Raw genomic sequence first — 16970 nt, 5'->3', positions numbered from 1 at the left:
AAAGCGGAAATGGAACACATCGGTGTTCCTTTTCTTGCAACAGGACACTTATCCTGTTACATAAAATATAAATGATATTGGAGGGTGATCATTTGGAAAAACCTGTTTTTAAGCGTGTAGTCCTGAAGGTTAGTGGAGAGTCGCTGTCAGGATCGAACGGTTACGGTATTGATGCAGATACGATTGCTTCGATTGCTCAGCAAGTCAAAGACGTTGTGGAACTGGGTGTGGAAGTTGCCATCGTATGTGGAGGCGGCAATATCTGGCGTGGTATCGCTGGAAGCGCCAATGGGATTGACCGGGCAACGGCGGATTACATGGGTATGCTGGCAACGGTGATGAACTCACTGGCTTTGCAGGATGCTTTGGAGCAAATTGAAGTACCTACACGTGTGCAGACATCCATCGCGATGCAACAAATTGCAGAACCTTATATCCGTCGTAGAGCTATCCGCCATCTGGAAAAAGGCCGGGTCGTTATCTTTTCGGCAGGTACAGGGAATCCGTTCTTCTCGACTGACACTACAGCTGCTTTGCGAGCTGCTGAAATTGAAGCCGAAGTGATTCTGATGGCTAAAAATAAAGTGGACGGTGTATATTCAGCCGATCCGTTTAAAGATAGCACAGCCGAGAAATATGAGCAGCTCACGTATTTGGATGTGCTCAATAAAAACCTCGGTGTCATGGATTCTACAGCTTCCTCGCTGTGCATGGATAACAATATTCCGTTAATTGTCTTTGCTATTACAGAGCAAGGTAACATTAAACGTGTCGTGCTGGGTGAGAAAATTGGTACGATCGTCAAAGGGAGTGTAAATTAATGCCACAATCCGTGAAAAAAAGCGCAGAAGAGCGCATGCAAAAAGCAATTCAGGCCTTGCAACGTGATCTTTCATCTTTGCGTGCAGGGCGGGCAACACCAGCTTTACTGGACCGTGTGCAGGTTGAGTATTACGGCGCAATGACTCCGGTCAACCAACTGGCGAACGTAAACACACCTGACAGTCGAACCTTGATGATTCAGCCTTGGGACAAATCCTCCTTGGCCGACATCGAGCGCGCTATCCAAAAATCGGATTTGGGTTTGACACCTTCGAATGATGGAAATACCATCCGTCTGAGCATTCCTGCTCTGACAGAGGAACGCAGAACTGAACTGGTGAAGATGACGAAAAAGAACGGTGAAGAAGCGAAGATCGCTATTCGTAACATCCGCCGTGATGCAAATGATGATATCAAAAAAATGGAGAAAAGTGATATTTCCGAGGACGAATCTCGTAAACATCAAGAAGATATCCAGAAAACGACCGATAAATTTATCGCTGAAGTGGATAAAGTTTTAGCTGCAAAAGAAAAAGAAATCATGGAAGTCTAAAAGAATGGCAGCCCCTCCCTTACGGTGGGGTTTGTCTCTTTTCAAGCCTGAGGCACATTTTCAGAGAATGCTGGAGGAACTGGAATGATCAAACGGGTTCGGTCTTGGTGGAACAGGGAACAAAATCAGCAAACACCGGCCATTTCAAAAGACAATATTCCGCAGCATGTTGCTGTCATCATGGATGGAAACGGCAGATGGGCCAAACGGATTGGAATGCCGCGGATTGTAGGGCATCAAAATGGAATGAAGGCAGTGAAACGCACAGCAATTGCGGCGGATGAACTGGGCATTAAGTATTTGACTTTGTTTGCTTTTTCGACTGAAAATTGGACGCGTCCAAAGGACGAAGTTGATTTTCTAATGCGATTGCCACAGGAATTCCTGGCTATTGAGCTGGATGAGCTGATTGAAAAAAATGTGCAGGTACGTATGATGGGAAACAAGGAGCTTTTACCTTCTCATACCGTTGAAGCGCTGACTGAAGCGATTCGGCGAACCGAACATAATACCGGACTTGTTCTTAATTTTGCATTAAATTATGGAAGTCGGCTGGAAATCACAGAATGCATGCAGACGTTGGGGCGTCAAATTGAGAGCGGGAAACTCAAATCAGAAGATATAACACCTGATATGATCGGAAACACGTTGCTTTCCAGTGATATGCCAGACCCTGATTTACTGATTCGGACAAGTGGTGAGCTTAGACTCAGTAATTTTATGCTCTGGCAGCTTGCTTATAGTGAGTTATGGTTTACGGATATTTATTGGCCTGAATTTAAGAAAGAACACTTATACGAAGCAGTGATCGAATATCAGCAAAGATCACGACGGTATGGCGGACTGAAGTAAATGGAGGATGAAAGCCGTTGAGACAGAGATTAATTACCGGTATTCTGGCAGGCGTATTCTTTTTGGCGATGGTCCTGTGGGGCGGCTTGGCCTACCATTTGCTTATTTTGGTGATGGCCCTAATCGGATTTTATGAGTTCGCACGAATGACGCAGGTATCTCCTTTTGGGGGTACGGCAATGCTCGGGTACGTGAGCATATTAGCTTTTGTATTCCCTTATCAACCTTTGGGTTTGCATTCACCGCTACCCTTTGCCAGCATGCTTTGGCTACTGATGATAGCTTTTATGGTCATTACAGTGGGGACGAAAAACAAAATCCCTATTCAAACGGTAGCTATGCTATTCCTTGGTACCGTTTATATAGGTTTTGGATTTTCGTATATTGCGGAATCACGTCATATGGAACATGGGCTGTTATGGACTTTTTTATTGCTGGCTTGTATTTGGGCAAGTGATGCAGGAGCTTATTTTGTAGGTAAATTGGCAGGGAGAACGAAACTATGGCCTGCGATTAGTCCAAACAAAACGGTCGAAGGATCCATCGGCGGGATTGTTTTAGCGTTGGTTATAGCTCTGCTATTCGCCGGATTGTCAGGAGGACTGCTGCCGTGGTCCAAAGCCTTCGGTATTGGCTTGGCCTGTGCGGTTGTGGGGCAACTGGGCGATTTGGTGCAATCTGCGTACAAACGAGTGTACGGCATTAAAGATTCCGGTAATCTGCTGCCAGGGCACGGTGGTATTTTAGACCGCTGCGACAGCTGGATTGTCGTTTTTCCATTTGTACATATGCTGATGCTGCTTCCATGAAACTTACCTGATGATTACAGTTTATGCTCAGGATTAATCTCTTTGCTGCTCACACCGCTTCATAAGAAGGATAAAACCAATAGCATAGCTGCCCTGAATAACAAACAATGAGCTCCTGGATAAAAGTGATTTTCAGGATAGGAAGGTGCATCATGAAAAGAATTACGGTACTCGGTTCAACCGGATCTATTGGAACACAAACGCTGGATGTGGTATCTATGCACCCGGATCAGTTTGTTGTTGAGGCTTTAGCGGGTGGTTCTAACATAAAGCTGCTTGCTGAACAGGCGCATCTTTATCAACCTAAAAAAGTGTCTGTCGGCACCAGGCAGCTGGCGGAAGAAATTCGGCCTTTACTGCCACCCGGTATGGAACTGCATTGGGGAAATGAAGGACTCGTTGAGCTGGCTGCAAACACAGAGGCAGATATGGTTGTGACGGCTGTAATGGGCAGTGTCGGATTGCACTCCACGCTGGCCGCGATTGAGGCTGGGAAGCAGATCGGTTTGGCCAATAAGGAAACACTGGTTACTGCCGGTCATCTGGTCACAGAGCGAGCTCGGGCGAAAGGCGTGCCGTTGCTGCCGATTGACAGTGAGCATTCAGCTATATTCCAATGCTTGAACGGTGAGCGCATGAAAGATGTGGCGCATATTACCCTCACGGCATCGGGCGGTTCTTTCAGGGATCTAACAAGAGAACAGCTTCGTGAAGTTACGGCGGAAGATGCACTTAAACATCCCAATTGGTCGATGGGCGCCAAAATTACGATTGATTCAGCAACGATGGTAAACAAAGGGCTGGAGGTCATAGAAGCCCACTGGCTGTTCGGGCTTGATTATGAGCAAATTCACGTATTGCTTCATCCAGAAAGTATCATTCATTCCTATGTGGAATTTCAGGATACGAGCATCGTTGCCCAACTGGGGAATCCGGACATGAGGGTACCCATTCAATATGCTTTGACCTACCCTGAGCGGATGAAGTCCCCGGCGAAGCCGCTGTCACTTGCTGAGGTGGGTAAGCTCCATTTTAAGGAAATGGACTTTCATCGTTTTCCTTGTTTAAGGCTTGCCTTCGAATGTGGTAAAATGGGTGGTACAGCACCAACCGCATTTAATGCAGCTAATGAGATTGCTGTTGCCCGTTTTCTGCGTGGAGAAATTTCTTTTCTGCATATTGAGGCTATTATTGAACGTGTGCTGGGGCGACATGTCAATGTGGCTAACCCTGATCTGTCTGCGATTGAAGCCTGTGATACTGAGACTCGTAGCATAGCTGCCGGGCTATAGGGCTGACTTGGGGTTGGAGAAGCGAAATGTGATTCTCTTGTGCAGGATTGGAGAATAATGATAATCTAGGAAGACAAACTCGATCTCATTGAAAGGGGAACGGAAACGATTGGAAACGATTCAAATAGTGTTGATGACGGTGCTCATGTTTTTCGTCATAGTGACGGTGCATGAATGGGGGCATTATTATTTTGCCAAACGCGCCGGGATTCTGGTACGGGAGTTTGCGATCGGTTTCGGTCCGAAACTGTTTTCTTATAAAAGAAACGAGACGCGATTTACGCTACGTTTGTTGCCTTTCGGTGGTTTCGCCCGCATGGCGGGAGAAGATCCGGAGGTTAATGAAATCGAAGCCGGACAAACGATTGCTGTACGCGTAACGGACGGCGTCGTTAAAACCATTTATCTGGATCAACTGGATAACCGTAAAAATGTGATCCGTGGCGAAGTGTTGAATATTGATCTGGAAGAGGCGCTGACTGTAAAATTGGATGTGGATGGCGAAGATCAGCAATACACTGTACACCCGCAAGCGATGATGGTAACCAAAGGACAATCCATTCAAATTGCTCCGAAGGATCGACAGTATGGCAGCAAAACGGTGGGACAGCGTGCGATGGCTATTTTTGCTGGACCACTGATGAATTTTATTCTTGCCTTTATTCTGTTTGGTCTGCATATCCAGATGGTCGGGATACAAGTGGAGAACCCCACTTATGTTCAAATTAGTGAAATTACAGCGGGGATGCCTGCTGCCGAGGCTAATTTGCATAAGGGAGATATCATTGAATCGGTAAATGGTACTGCGATTGGTGCGAATGTTGAAAATTTGATCAAGCTGATTGCCGATTCTCAAGACAAGCCGATGAAGTGGAAGGTTCGCCGTGATAATCAAACATTTGATCTCACCATCACGCCTCGGGCAATGGAGGGGCAAAAGGGCGGTAAAGTAGGTATCGTGCCGGAACTTCCAAAACGCCAAGCAGGGGTTGGAGAGACATTTAAATTTGCCGGACAATCCATGGTAAGAACGACCGATATTATTTTCCAGGGATTTAGCCAGCTCATTCAACGCTTTTCTATTAATGATCTGGGCGGTCCTGTACGTACTTTTGAAGTGACGGGACAAATTGCCAAGCAGGGTATTGAGCAGTTAACGTATTGGACGGCTATTATGAGTCTCTATCTGGGGATTTTTAATTTGTTGCCTATCCCAGCGCTGGATGGTAGCAGACTTGTGTTCCTCGGTGTGGAGGCGGTAAGAGGACGTCCCATTGATCCGGGCAGAGAGGGAATGGTCCATTTTGTTGGTTTTGCGATGCTATTCCTGCTTATGATCGCGGTCACGTACAACGATATTTTACGCTTAATTAATGGTTAATTAGAGGCGGACTTATATAAAAATGGTCTGTATGGGAGGACATGCATTTCTATGTCGAACGATAAACAGTTTGTCGAGGAAATTACGCCACAGAGCGAAGATTTTTCCCGATGGTACATTGATGTTATTAAAAAAGCAGAGCTGATGGATTATTCCCCGGTTCGCGGGTGTATTGTATTCCGCCCAGACGGTTTTGAAATTTGGGAGCATATCAAGGAAGCCATGGACGTGCGTTTCAGAGAAACGGGTCACCGCAATGCTTATTTTCCAATGTTTATCCCCGAAAGCTTTTTCCAAAAGGAAAAAGAACATGTGGAAGGATTTAATCCTGAGCTTCCTTGGGTAACCGAGGCTGGCGGGGAAAAGCTGGAAGAGCGCCTTGCAATCCGTCCGACTTCAGAAACCATGATTGGACATATGTACTCCAAATGGATTCAGTCCTATCGAGATCTGCCTGTGCTTATTAACCAATGGGCTAACGTAGTACGTTGGGAAAAACGGACACTACCCTTCTTGCGCACAAGTGAATTTTTGTGGCAAGAAGGTCACACGGCTCATGAAACAGAGGAAGAAGCACGCGAAGAAACGATGAAAATGCTGGAAGTATATCGTGAGGTTATCGAAGAAGTTTTGGCTATTCCAGTTATTACTGGGCAAAAGACACCATCTGAAAAATTTGCAGGTGCGAAGGATACATTCTCACTGGAAGCGATGATGAAGGATGGGCGTGCGGTACAAGCTGGGACCTCTCACTATATGGGGACTAATTTTGCGGTTGCATTTGACATTAAATATTTGAGCCGTGAAAATAATCTGGAATTCGCACATACAACTTCATGGGGAACAAGCACACGCTTGATTGGTGCACTGATTATGGTCCATGGAGATGATCGGGGTTTGGCTTTGCCTCCTAAAGTTGCACCTACACAAGTCGTTATGGTTCCAATCGGACCGCCTAAGAAGCGTGATGCTGTGATCGCGCGTGCAGATGAACTGTTCGCTGAGTTGAAGCAAGCAGGTGTACGTGTGAAAATGGATGACCGCAGCGATGTAAGTCCAGGCTGGAAATTTAACGAATATGAAATGCGCGGTGTACCAGTACGTTTGGAAATCGGACCTCGTGATATGGAAAACGGTGTCTGTGTACTCGTATCTCGTATAAGTGGCGAGAAAAAAATTGTACAGCAGGACAACCTGGTAGAGGAAGTCCAAGCAATGCTCACACAGGTACAACAGGAAATGTATGATCGTGCGAAGAATTTTATGGAAGAAAACTTCTATTCCGTCGATACGCTGGATGAAATGAAGGCGCTCATGGAAGAAAAACGCGGCTTTACTTTAGCAGGCTGGTGTGGATCTGAGGAATGTGAAGACAAGGTCAAAGAAGTGACAGGCGCTACAAGCCGCAATATACCGTTTAAAACAACCGAGCAAAAGACCGCATGTCTGTGCTGTGGCAAACCAGCCAAGCATACTGTAGTGTTCGCACGGGCGTACTAATAAAGAAGTAAAGCAAACCCATTATACTCACTTCATTTTCTCTGCTAACAGTATAACTGTACGTGGCAATGCCCCGTAGGATTTATATTGTCGCGTTGGAGGGGTGAGGAGGGCTACGAAAAGCTTTTGCGGTCGGAGATGTTTTTGACGCAGAAGCTTTTCATGTTTTCGGAATGAGAGTTGAAGATGAGGAGACCGCTGTACACTATAAAGACAGCTAGAATAGCATCATTAGAAAATGGGGGGGAGAGCCATGGGCGGAGCTGAAGAAAAGAGAAAGCGGCTGGAACTGCTGATGAAACAGGTTGTGATGCCTGCGGGAGTGGTTGAACCTTATTTTTTGGACGGTTGGATTGATCAGGTGGAAATTAGCCGTACCAATAAGGACTGGAATATCATCATTGTCAAGGAGACACTGGTCCCCGCTCAGGTATATCGTACGTTTTGCATTCAGGTACAGGAAAAGATGAATCATATCGCTAAAATAACGTTTCGGTTTCATTATAGCGACCAGGTTCAACCTGGTGATATCATCGGCGAATACTGGAAGCTTTTTCTGGAGTGGGTCCATCGTGAAATTCCCTCTGTAAACGGTTGGATGAATCGGGCTGTGCATGAGTGGGAAGATGGATTGTTCATACTGACGATGAGCGATAGCATGTCGCTGGAGCTGGCGCGTAAAAAACAGATTGACCAAGCTATTATCAAATTTTATGACAAATATTTTGGACTCTCCATGCGCGTTAAAATTCAGGTCGGTGAAAGTAATCAGGAGGCTTTGCAACAGTTCCAAGAGAAGAAGATGAAAGAAGAACGCGAAGTTATTCAGAAAATGATGGAAAGTATGGAAACTGAAATGCCGCCTGTAGAAGAGGAAGAGGGAGATGTCCGACTTCAATTTGGATATGAAATCAAAGAACCGCCTGTTCCGATGCAGGATATTCAGGACGAAGAGAAGAAAGTTACTTTGCAGGGTACGATCTTCGGTCTGGATAGTAAAGAGCTGCGCAATGGCAGTACGTTGTTTATGTTCTATTTGACAGACTTTAGTGATTCCTTGCAGATGAAAATGTTTGCTAAAACAAAAGAGGATCTGAAGGTGCTCAGTCTGCTGGCTAACGGAAAATGGGTCAAAGTCCGTGGACGGGTAGAATATGATCGTTTTATGCAAATTCCCGAGCTGGTTATGATTCCTTCCGATCTGATTGAAGTACAGGCTCCGCCTACACGTAAGGATAACGCAGAGGAAAAGCGGGTTGAGTTCCATCTGCATACAAAGATGAGTGCAATGGATGCTGTAGCCTCGATTGATCAATATGTCAAAACAGCCGCCAAGTGGGGGCACAAAGCGATTGCGGTCACCGATCATGGTGGAGTGCAATGCTATCCTGATGCCGCCAAGGCAGCCAAGAAAAACGGAATTAAAATTATCTATGGCATTGAGGCCAATGTGGTTAATGATGCAGTTGAGGTTGTGATGCAGGCACAGCCGTTAAATCTGAAAGCAGCGACTTATGTCGTTTTTGATATTGAAACCACCGGATTGTCCGTCACACAAAATAAAATCATTGAGATAGCGGCTGTCAAAATGCATGAGGGCAAGGAAGTTGACCGTTATGCGACCTTTGTTAATCCGCATGAGCGTATTCCCTACAATATCCAGCAGCTGACCAACATTAACGATGAAATGGTCAAGGATGCACCGGACGTGGAACCGGTTATGAAGGAGTTCGTGGCTTTTGCTGGCGATGCTGTGTTGGTTGCCCATAATGCGAGGTTTGATGTTGGCTTCATCCAGGCAACGCTTCGAACGATGGGTTTGCCTGAAATGACCAATCCGGTACTGGATACGCTGGAACTGGCCCGCTTGCTTTTTCCAACCATGAAAAATCACCGCTTGAATACACTGACGGCCAAATATAAGGTTGCACTTGAAAGCCATCACCGGGCCATTGATGATACGGTTGCGTTGACAGAAGTGTTGAATGGTTTGCTGAATGATGCGGAACAAATTAAAGGTATGAAAATGCTTGATCGCCTGAACGACTATGTGGGGAAGGATTTATCGACCGCGCGTCCCTTCCACTGCTGCATTTATGCCCTGAATCCGGTTGGCAAAAAAAATCTGTACAAGCTGGTATCGATGTCTCATACCGAATATTTTAAGCGTGTGCCTTGTATTCCTAAATCACAATTGTCGGAAATGAGAGAGGGATTGCTTATTATTTCCGGCTGCGAAAAGGGAGAGTTTTTCGAGGCCGTATTGAACAAATCCGAGGAAGAAGCCGAGGAAATCGCACAGTTTTATGATGTGCTGGAGATCCAGCCTTTAACGATGTATATGCATCTGGTGGAAAAGCAGCTGGTAAGCGGACCTGACGCTCTGAAAACGGCCATACGTAAAGTATGCGAAATAGGAAAGCGGCTGGATAAGCCGGTTATTGCTACAGGCAATGTTCACTATTTGGAGACTCGCGATAAGCTGTATCGTGATATCACCATACACGGCATTACCGGGTTTAGCCCGCTAAAAGATATCCGTAAGCCGGATGCTCATTTGCGGACAACGGATGAAATGCTGGCAGAGTTCGAGTTTCTGGGTGAGGAAAAAGCTTATGAGGTAGTTGTGACCAACACAAACGAGCTGGCGGAGCGGTTTGAGGAACTGGAACTATTCCCTGACAAGCTGTTTACGCCATTGCTGGACGGAGCAGATGAGGAGATCCGTAATACATGCTATGAGACGGCTCAATCCATATATGGCGAATCCTTGCCTGAGGTCGTTGTAGCTCGTCTTGAAAAAGAATTGGAGCCTATTATCAAATACGGGTTCTCCGCTAACTATCTCATTTCCGAGCGTCTGGTTAAAAAGTCTAATCAGGATGGATACCTGGTAGGTTCACGGGGCTCTGTCGGTTCTTCTGTGGTGGCCACTTTCCTTGGTATTTCTGAGGTTAATCCATTGCCTGCCCATTATATTTGCGTTAATCCTGAATGCAGACACAGCGAATGGTTTTTGGATGGAAGTGTGCCGAGCGGGTTTGACTTGCCGGACAAGAACTGTCCGAATTGCGGTGGTAAGCTCAAGGGTGAGGGACAGGATATACCATTCGAAACGTTCCTTGGATTTAAAGGAGATAAAGTTCCCGATATTGACTTGAATTTCTCCGGAGAATATCAGCCTGTCGCGCATAACTATACGAAAGTGCTGTTTGGTGAAAAAAGTGTTTTCCGTGCAGGAACCATCGGTACGGTTGCCGAGAAAACGGCGTTTGGTTTTGCCAAAAAATATGAAGAGGCACATCATAAAAAATGGCGCGGAGCTGAGCTGAACAGGCTGGCTTCCGGCTGTACGGGTGTAAAACGGAGTACTGGACAGCATCCAGGCGGGATTGTAGTTGTTCCCGATTATATTGAGGTCGAGGACATTACACCGGTGCAATACCCGGCTGATGATACGAGCTCAGAATGGAAAACGACGCATTTTGATTATCACGCTTTTGATGCGAACTTGCTCAAGCTCGATATTCTGGGCCATGATGATCCGACCATGATGAGGATGCTTCAGGATTTGACCGGGGTTGACCCGACGACGATCCCCATGAACGATCCTAAAGTGATGAGCATGTTCAACTCCACGGAGGCACTCGGTGTATCACCACAGCAAATCCGCACACCTGTCGCAACCTACGGTGTACCAGAGATGGGGACAAAGTTTGTACGCCAGATGCTGGTAGAGTCGCAGCCGAGCTCTTTTGCCGATTTACTGCAAATATCCGGTTTGTCTCACGGTACGGGTGTATGGCTGGGGAACGCGCAGGAATTGATCAAAAACAATACCTGCAACATCAAGACCGTAATTGGTTGCCGGGATGATATCATGCTGTTTTTGATTTACAAGGCGGGGATGGACGCAGGTCTGGCCTTTAAAATTACGGAGAGCGTGCGTAAAGGTAAGGGACTTAGTGCCGAGTGGATTGAGGAAATGAAAAAATGCAAGGTGCCGCAGTGGTACATTGATTCCTGTCTGAAAATCCAGTACATGTTTCCGAAGGCGCATGCCGCGGCCTATGTTATTTCAGCGGTGCGTACAGCGTATTTCAAGCTGTATCATCCGATAGAATATTATGCGACTTACTTCTCAGTACGCGCAGCCGATTTTGATATTGACCTGTGCTGTCAGGGGTATGATGCAATCGCGCGGAAGATTGTCGAAATCGAGCAGCTCGGTTTTCAGGCACCGCAAAAAGAAAAAGGGATGCTTCCAATCCTGGAAATGGCTTTGGAAATGACGGCTCGGGGCTTCAGTTTCAAATCGATTGATTTGTACCGGTCCGAAGCTACACGCTTCAAAGTGGATGAAGATTCGCTCATTCCGCCGTTCGGAGCCCTTCAGGGGATTGGTGAAAACGCGGCGCGTAACATCGCGGCTGCCCGTGAACAGGGTGAATTTTTGTCTGTCGAGGATTTTCAGCAAAAGTCGAAGGCCAGTAAAACCATTGTCGAAATGCTGTCCCAGATGGGGTGCTTTCGAGGTTTGCCAGAGAGCAATCAGCTGTCTCTGTTTTAATCCGAACCACAGTAGTCAAGCTCTGGCACTTGTCACATAACTATGGTTATGATATAATTTTTTTGGTAATCATGGAGATAAAACCGTTGCTAAAAGAGTGGGGAAACCCACTCTTTACTGTTTGATATACAGTTACAACGTGAAAACGTTATTTTTGGGCCAGAACCGGTACGCCGGTTTATTTGCAGTGAGCCCGAAATGAACATTACATCAAATAAAAATGGAAAATGCCGGTGATGAAGAAGCATTGTCCATAGTAATGGGGCGTCTTTTTTCACCACAGGAAAGTTTACTTTTGGAGGTTATAATCTTTGAGCACACCAAAGATCAAATCAGCAGTAGAAGAAATGGCCCAACCTTATTTTGATGAGCACGGCTTTGAACTGGTCGATGTCGAGTATGTCAAAGAGGGCAGCAACTGGTTTCTTCGCGTTTTTGTAGACAAAGACGGAGGAATTGATCTGGACGACTGTAGTATGATCAGTGAATATCTGAGCCAAAAGCTGGATGAGAATGATCCGGTTTCTACAGCATATTTTCTGGAAGTATCCTCACCAGGTGCCGAAAGACCGCTGAAAAAAGCGGAGGACGTAACTAAAGCGGTAGGCAAAAATGTATTTGTTACTACATACGAGCCGATCAACGGCCTGAAGGAATTTGAAGGTCGTCTGCTTTCTTTTGAAGATGGGGAGCTCACCGTTCAAAGCGGACAAAAGAAGCATGCCATACCTTATGAAAAGGTAGCTGGTGCAAGGTTCGCGATCATATTTTAATTTGGATTTGACTGTTGCTGTTTGACATGACTTCATGTTTTATACCTCGTGTGCTGACCAGGACACAGGTGCCATCATTTGAAAGGGGGAGCAGTAATCCATGAGTATGGATTTTATTGAAGCAATGAACGAGTTGGAAAGAGAAAAGGGGATCAGCAAGGATGTGCTGTTTGAGGCCATTGAAGCAGCCTTGATTTCCAGCTACAAACGGAATTTCAACACCGCACAGAACGTGCGTGTTGATATGAACCGCAACTCGGGAGTCATTAAGGTATATGCGCGCAAGCTGATTGTTGAGGAGGTATTGGACCCTCGCACCGAGATTTCGTTGCCGGCAGCTCGTGAAATTAATCCGCATTTTCAGTTGGAGGATATCGCTGAAATTGAAGTTACACCACGTGATTTTGGACGGATTGCTGCACAAACAGCGAAGCAGGTCGTGACCCAGCGTATCCGCGAAGCGGAACGGGGCTTGATCTACAACAAGTTTGTGGACAAGGAAGAAGATATTGTAACAGGAACTGTACAGCGCCAAGACCCACGCAATATTTATATTGATTTGGGCAAGGTAGAAGCGGTTCTGCCGTTGAGCGAACTGATGCCAAATGAGAAATTCAACCATCTGGATCGGATTAAGGCTTATATTACCAAAGTAGAGAACACAACCAAAGGGCCGCAAATTATGCTGTCCCGCTCACATCCGGGTCTGCTTAAGCGTTTGTTTGAACTCGAGGTGCCTGAAATTTTTGACGGTGTGGTAGAGATTCGTTCTGTAGCGCGTGAAGCAGGCTTCCGTTCTAAAATCGCGGTTCATTCCCGCAATGAAGAGGTTGATCCGGTAGGCTCCTGTGTAGGACCTAGAGGAACACGGGTACAAACCATTGTGAATGAGCTGCGTGGCGAAAAAATCGACATCGTGCGCTATTCCGATAACGTTGACGAATACGTTGCTAATGCGTTAAGCCCTTCTAAAGTACTTGAGGTACAGGTATTTGAAGAAGAAAAGATGGCGCGTGTCATTGTGCCGGATTATCAGCTTTCTCTGGCTATTGGTATTAAAGGACAGAATGCTCGTCTTGCTGCTAAGCTTACTGGCTGGAAAATTGATATTAAGAGTGAAACACAGGCGGAGGAAGAGCTTGGCAGACCAAGAACATCCACCGATGAAATGCATCAGGATTCCGTTTCTGTAGATTAAGCGGAGTGTAGGGGGGTTAATGCATGAAACAGAGAAAGATACCTTTGCGCAAATGTGTGGCCTGTCATGAAATGATGCCAAAGAAGCAGTTGATCCGTGTCGTTAAAACCCCTGAAGACGAAGTGCTGATTGACTTGACCGGTAAAAAGTCAGGGCGCGGCGCTTACTTGTGTGGCAAAGCCGCCTGCTTCAAGCTGGCTCAAAAAAGTAAGGCACTGGATCGAGCATTGAAGCACTCGGTTCATCCTGACATCTATGAGCAGCTAAGTCGTGATTTTGCTGCCGTCGAGGAAGAATTCCTGGCGGCACAAGGCAGCGTGCAGGATGAATAAGGCGCTGTCTGGATTGGGTCTTGCCATGAGAGCTGGCAAGCTGCTAACAGGTGATGAGATCGTTTATAAAGCGATCAGGTCTTCAGAAGCCAAGCTGGTCATTCTTGCAAAAGATGCTTCAATGAATACTCAAAAGAAATTCCGCGACAAATGCGGGACGTACAAAATCCCCTTATTGATAGGATTTGACCGGGAAAGCTTGGGAAGCAGTATCGGCAAACCTGAACGGGTTGTGCTGGCTGTGACGGATCAAGGATTCGCGAAATTGATCATGAAACATGCGGGGATAATGTCGGAGGTGGAGTATATTGAGTAAACAAGAAAGCAAAGACAAAGTGCGGGTATACGAATACGCCAAATCGTTGAACATGAGCAGCAAAGAAATTATCACCATTCTTAAACGGCTGGATATTCCCGTAAACAACCATATGAGCGTCATGGAACATGATGCCGTAGGCAAAGTGGAAAATTTTTTTAAGAATATCAAATCCAATGCTGCGGCCAAACAAGGTGGAGCAGACACGGCGCAAGTAAGCTCGAATCAGGCTGGTTCAAGCCAGAACGTTTCAAGTCGGACTGGTTCAAGTCAGACCGGTTCAAGTCAGAACAGTAATCATTCAACTGAGCAAACCAAAAATCAACAGGAAAAGCAGGTAAGTATGAATAGGACAAACAACAACCAAAACAGTAGTCGAAGCAGCGCTCCAAAAGCGCAAGGTAGTCAGCAGGGCGGTCAAAACCGCAGTCAACAAAGTACGAATAGACCAAGTGGCCAGCAAGGCAGCCAGAACCGCAGTAATGGTCAACAACAAGGAGGACAACAGCGTTCCGCTAGTAACACAGGTACACGTTCTCAAGGGAGTAGCCAAGGCGGGACGGCAGTAAGAACATCTTCATCTACGGGAAGCGGCAATGCGAACCGTAGTGGTGGTGGCAACCGTACAGGCAGCAACTTCAGTAACGGTAATAACCGTTCCGGTCAAGGCCGTTTCGACGATAACCGTCAAGGCGGAGGACGCGGTGGTAACGGTGGCCGTGGTGGCAATAACCGCGGTGGTAACAATCGTGGCGGGAAATTTAACAACCGTGGTAAAGGCCAACCGCAGGAGCGTCGTGAGAAAATCGATAACACGCCTAAGAAAATTATTGTACGTGGCGAGATGACCGTAGGCGAAACAGCGAAGCTGCTTCATAAGGATGCGTCAGAAGTTATCAAAAAGCTGATTATGCTCGGAACAATGGCAACGATCAACCAGGAACTGGATATGGATACCATTCTTTTACTGGCTGGTGACTTTGGCGTTGAGGTAGAAGTGAAGATTCCGGTCGAAGAAGATCGTTTTGAAACGGTGGAAGAAAATGATGATCCAGCGGATCTGAAAACACGTCCACCAGTTGTAACAATCATGGGTCACGTCGATCATGGTAAAACCACTTTGCTGGATGCTATTCGCTCCACGAATGTAACAGGTGGCGAAGCCGGTGGTATTACACAGCATATCGGTGCATACCAGGTTGAAATCAACGGTAAAAAAATCACTTTCTTGGATACACCGGGTCACGAGGCCTTTACTGCAATGCGTGCTCGTGGTGCTCAAGTTACAGATATGACGATTATCGTGGTTGCAGCTGACGACGGTGTTATGCCGCAGACGGTCGAAGCCATCAACCATGCGAAAGCGGCAGGTTTGCCTATTATCGTGGCTGTGAACAAGATTGACAAACCGGATGCGAACCCGGATAAAGTGAAGCAAGAACTGACTGAATATGAGTTGGTACCTGAAGAGTGGGGCGGAGATACCATTTTCGTCAACGTCTCAGCAAAACAAAGAATGGGTCTGGAAGATCTGCTCGAAATGATTCTGCTGGTAGCTGAAGTGAATGAATACAAAGCGAACCCGGACAAACGGGCACGCGGTACTATCATTGAGGCTGAGTTGGATAAGGGTCGCGGTTCTGTAGCTCGTGTGCTTGTGCAGAACGGTACTCTGAAAGTCGGTGATGCCTTCGTAGCGGGGAACTGCTTCGGGCGCGTACGTGCCATGGTCAACGACAAAGGTCGTCGTCTCAAGGAAGCTGGGCCTTCCACACCAGTTGAAATTACTGGTTTGACAGAAGTTCCACTCGCTGGCGATCCGTTCATGGTGTTTGAGGATGAGCGCAAAGCCCGTGCTATTGCGGATAAACGTGCGATCACGCAGCGTCAGTCCGATCTGGGCAGCAACACCCGTGTAACGCTGGATGATCTGTTCCAACACATCAAGGACGGTGAAATGAAGGATCTGAACGTCATTATCAAAGGTGATGTACAAGGTTCTGTCGAAGCGCTGAAAGGCTCCTTGAACAAGATTGAAGTTGAAGGTGTACGCGTCAAAATTCTTCACAGTGGTGCAGGTGCAATCACCGAATCCGATATTATTTTGGCTGCGGCTTCCAATGCTATCGTCATCGGCTTTAACGTTCGTCCTGATAATCAGGCGAAATCTACAGCGGAAGCTGAAAAAGTGGACATTCGTCTGCATCGCGTCATTTACAATGTTATTGAAGAAATCGAGCAGGCTATGAAAGGCATGCTGGACCCTGAATATAAAGAAAATGTGATCGGACACGCTGAAGTTCGTAACGTATTCAAAGTTACTAAAGTCGGTACGATCGCTGGTTGTATGGTGACGTCCGGTAAAATTACCCGTTCAGCAGAAGCACGCCTTATTCGTGACGGCATCGTGATTTTTGAAGGTAAAATCGACTCACTGAAACGCTTTAAGGACGACGCAAAAGAAGTTGCCCAAGGTTACGAATGCGGTATTACCCTTGATGGCTATAATGATGTTAAGGAACTCGACATTATTGAAGCGTTCGTCATGGAAACAGTGGAGCGCTAACGGCAG

At 46.5% G+C, this 16970-nt stretch carries 13 protein-coding genes; all 13 read left to right on the top strand.

Annotated elements, in window-relative coordinates:
• Nucleotides 1-92 precede the first annotated feature (92 nt).
• Nucleotides 93-821 carry a UMP kinase gene (gene pyrH, locus BAZ21_RS01335; protein WP_068496353.1) on the top strand — a complete coding sequence of 243 codons (729 nt, stop codon included), beginning with the start codon at nucleotides 93-95 and terminating at the stop codon, nucleotides 819-821.
• Nucleotides 821-1375, top strand: a complete 555-nt coding sequence (gene frr, locus BAZ21_RS01330) for a ribosome recycling factor (RefSeq protein ID WP_068496351.1) — start codon at nucleotides 821-823, stop codon at nucleotides 1373-1375. The genes pyrH and frr overlap by 1 nt, the downstream gene beginning before the upstream one ends.
• Before the next feature lie 84 nt (nucleotides 1376-1459).
• Nucleotides 1460-2227 carry an isoprenyl transferase gene (locus BAZ21_RS01325; RefSeq protein WP_010346349.1) on the top strand — a complete coding sequence of 256 codons (768 nt, stop codon included), beginning with the start codon at nucleotides 1460-1462 and terminating at the stop codon, nucleotides 2225-2227.
• 17 nt (nucleotides 2228-2244) lie between these two features.
• Nucleotides 2245-3036, top strand: coding sequence for a phosphatidate cytidylyltransferase (locus BAZ21_RS01320; RefSeq protein WP_068496349.1), 792 nt, complete (start codon nucleotides 2245-2247; stop codon nucleotides 3034-3036).
• 152 nt (nucleotides 3037-3188) lie between these two features.
• Nucleotides 3189-4328, top strand: a complete 1140-nt coding sequence (locus BAZ21_RS01315) for a 1-deoxy-D-xylulose-5-phosphate reductoisomerase (RefSeq protein WP_068496347.1) — start codon at nucleotides 3189-3191, stop codon at nucleotides 4326-4328.
• 109 nt (nucleotides 4329-4437) lie between these two features.
• Nucleotides 4438-5709, top strand: coding sequence for an RIP metalloprotease RseP (gene rseP, locus BAZ21_RS01310; RefSeq protein WP_068496345.1), 1272 nt, complete (start codon nucleotides 4438-4440; stop codon nucleotides 5707-5709).
• Between the two features lie 51 nt (nucleotides 5710-5760).
• Nucleotides 5761-7209 (top strand): proline--tRNA ligase, encoded by a 1449-nt coding sequence (gene proS, locus BAZ21_RS01305; RefSeq protein WP_068496342.1) that lies wholly within the window; start codon nucleotides 5761-5763, stop codon nucleotides 7207-7209.
• A 253-nt stretch (nucleotides 7210-7462) separates the two neighbouring features.
• Nucleotides 7463-11779 (top strand): PolC-type DNA polymerase III, encoded by a 4317-nt coding sequence (locus tag BAZ21_RS01300; RefSeq protein WP_068496340.1) that lies wholly within the window; start codon nucleotides 7463-7465, stop codon nucleotides 11777-11779.
• A 311-nt stretch (nucleotides 11780-12090) separates the two neighbouring features.
• Nucleotides 12091-12552: a ribosome maturation factor RimP gene (gene rimP, locus BAZ21_RS01295; protein WP_068496338.1), complete on the top strand. Its 462-nt coding sequence runs from the start codon at nucleotides 12091-12093 to the stop codon at nucleotides 12550-12552.
• Between the two features lie 100 nt (nucleotides 12553-12652).
• Nucleotides 12653-13750: a transcription termination factor NusA gene (nusA, locus tag BAZ21_RS01290; RefSeq protein WP_007430066.1), complete on the top strand. Its 1098-nt coding sequence runs from the start codon at nucleotides 12653-12655 to the stop codon at nucleotides 13748-13750.
• 23 nt (nucleotides 13751-13773) lie between these two features.
• Nucleotides 13774-14082, top strand: a complete 309-nt coding sequence (rnpM, locus tag BAZ21_RS01285) for an RNase P modulator RnpM (protein WP_007430067.1) — start codon at nucleotides 13774-13776, stop codon at nucleotides 14080-14082.
• Nucleotides 14075-14398, top strand: coding sequence for a L7Ae/L30e/S12e/Gadd45 family ribosomal protein (locus BAZ21_RS01280; protein ID WP_007430068.1), 324 nt, complete (start codon nucleotides 14075-14077; stop codon nucleotides 14396-14398). The genes rnpM and BAZ21_RS01280 overlap by 8 nt, the downstream gene beginning before the upstream one ends.
• Nucleotides 14391-16964, top strand: a complete 2574-nt coding sequence (infB, locus tag BAZ21_RS01275; protein WP_068496336.1) for a translation initiation factor IF-2 — start codon at nucleotides 14391-14393, stop codon at nucleotides 16962-16964. The genes BAZ21_RS01280 and infB overlap by 8 nt, the downstream gene beginning before the upstream one ends.
• The last annotated feature ends 6 nt before the right edge of the window (nucleotides 16965-16970 follow it).

This window comes from Paenibacillus kribbensis, from assembly GCF_001705305.1.
Taxonomy (GTDB): Bacteria; Bacillota; Bacilli; order Paenibacillales; family Paenibacillaceae; genus Paenibacillus; species Paenibacillus kribbensis_B.
This window is presented reverse-complemented; position numbering and strand designations above follow the sequence as displayed.

Coding starts and splice junctions, on each gene's coding strand:
- frr (WP_068496351.1), top strand. CDS start 821: ATGCCACAATCCGTGAAAAAAAGCGCAGAAGAGCGCATGCAAAAAGCA.
- BAZ21_RS01325 (WP_010346349.1), top strand. CDS start 1,460: ATGATCAAACGGGTTCGGTCTTGGTGGAACAGGGAACAAAATCAGCAA.
- BAZ21_RS01315 (WP_068496347.1), top strand. CDS start 3,189: ATGAAAAGAATTACGGTACTCGGTTCAACCGGATCTATTGGAACACAA.
- proS (WP_068496342.1), top strand. CDS start 5,761: ATGTCGAACGATAAACAGTTTGTCGAGGAAATTACGCCACAGAGCGAA.
- BAZ21_RS01300 (WP_068496340.1), top strand. CDS start 7,463: ATGGGCGGAGCTGAAGAAAAGAGAAAGCGGCTGGAACTGCTGATGAAA.
- nusA (WP_007430066.1), top strand. CDS start 12,653: ATGAGTATGGATTTTATTGAAGCAATGAACGAGTTGGAAAGAGAAAAG.
- rnpM (WP_007430067.1), top strand. CDS start 13,774: ATGAAACAGAGAAAGATACCTTTGCGCAAATGTGTGGCCTGTCATGAA.
- BAZ21_RS01280 (WP_007430068.1), top strand. CDS start 14,075: ATGAATAAGGCGCTGTCTGGATTGGGTCTTGCCATGAGAGCTGGCAAG.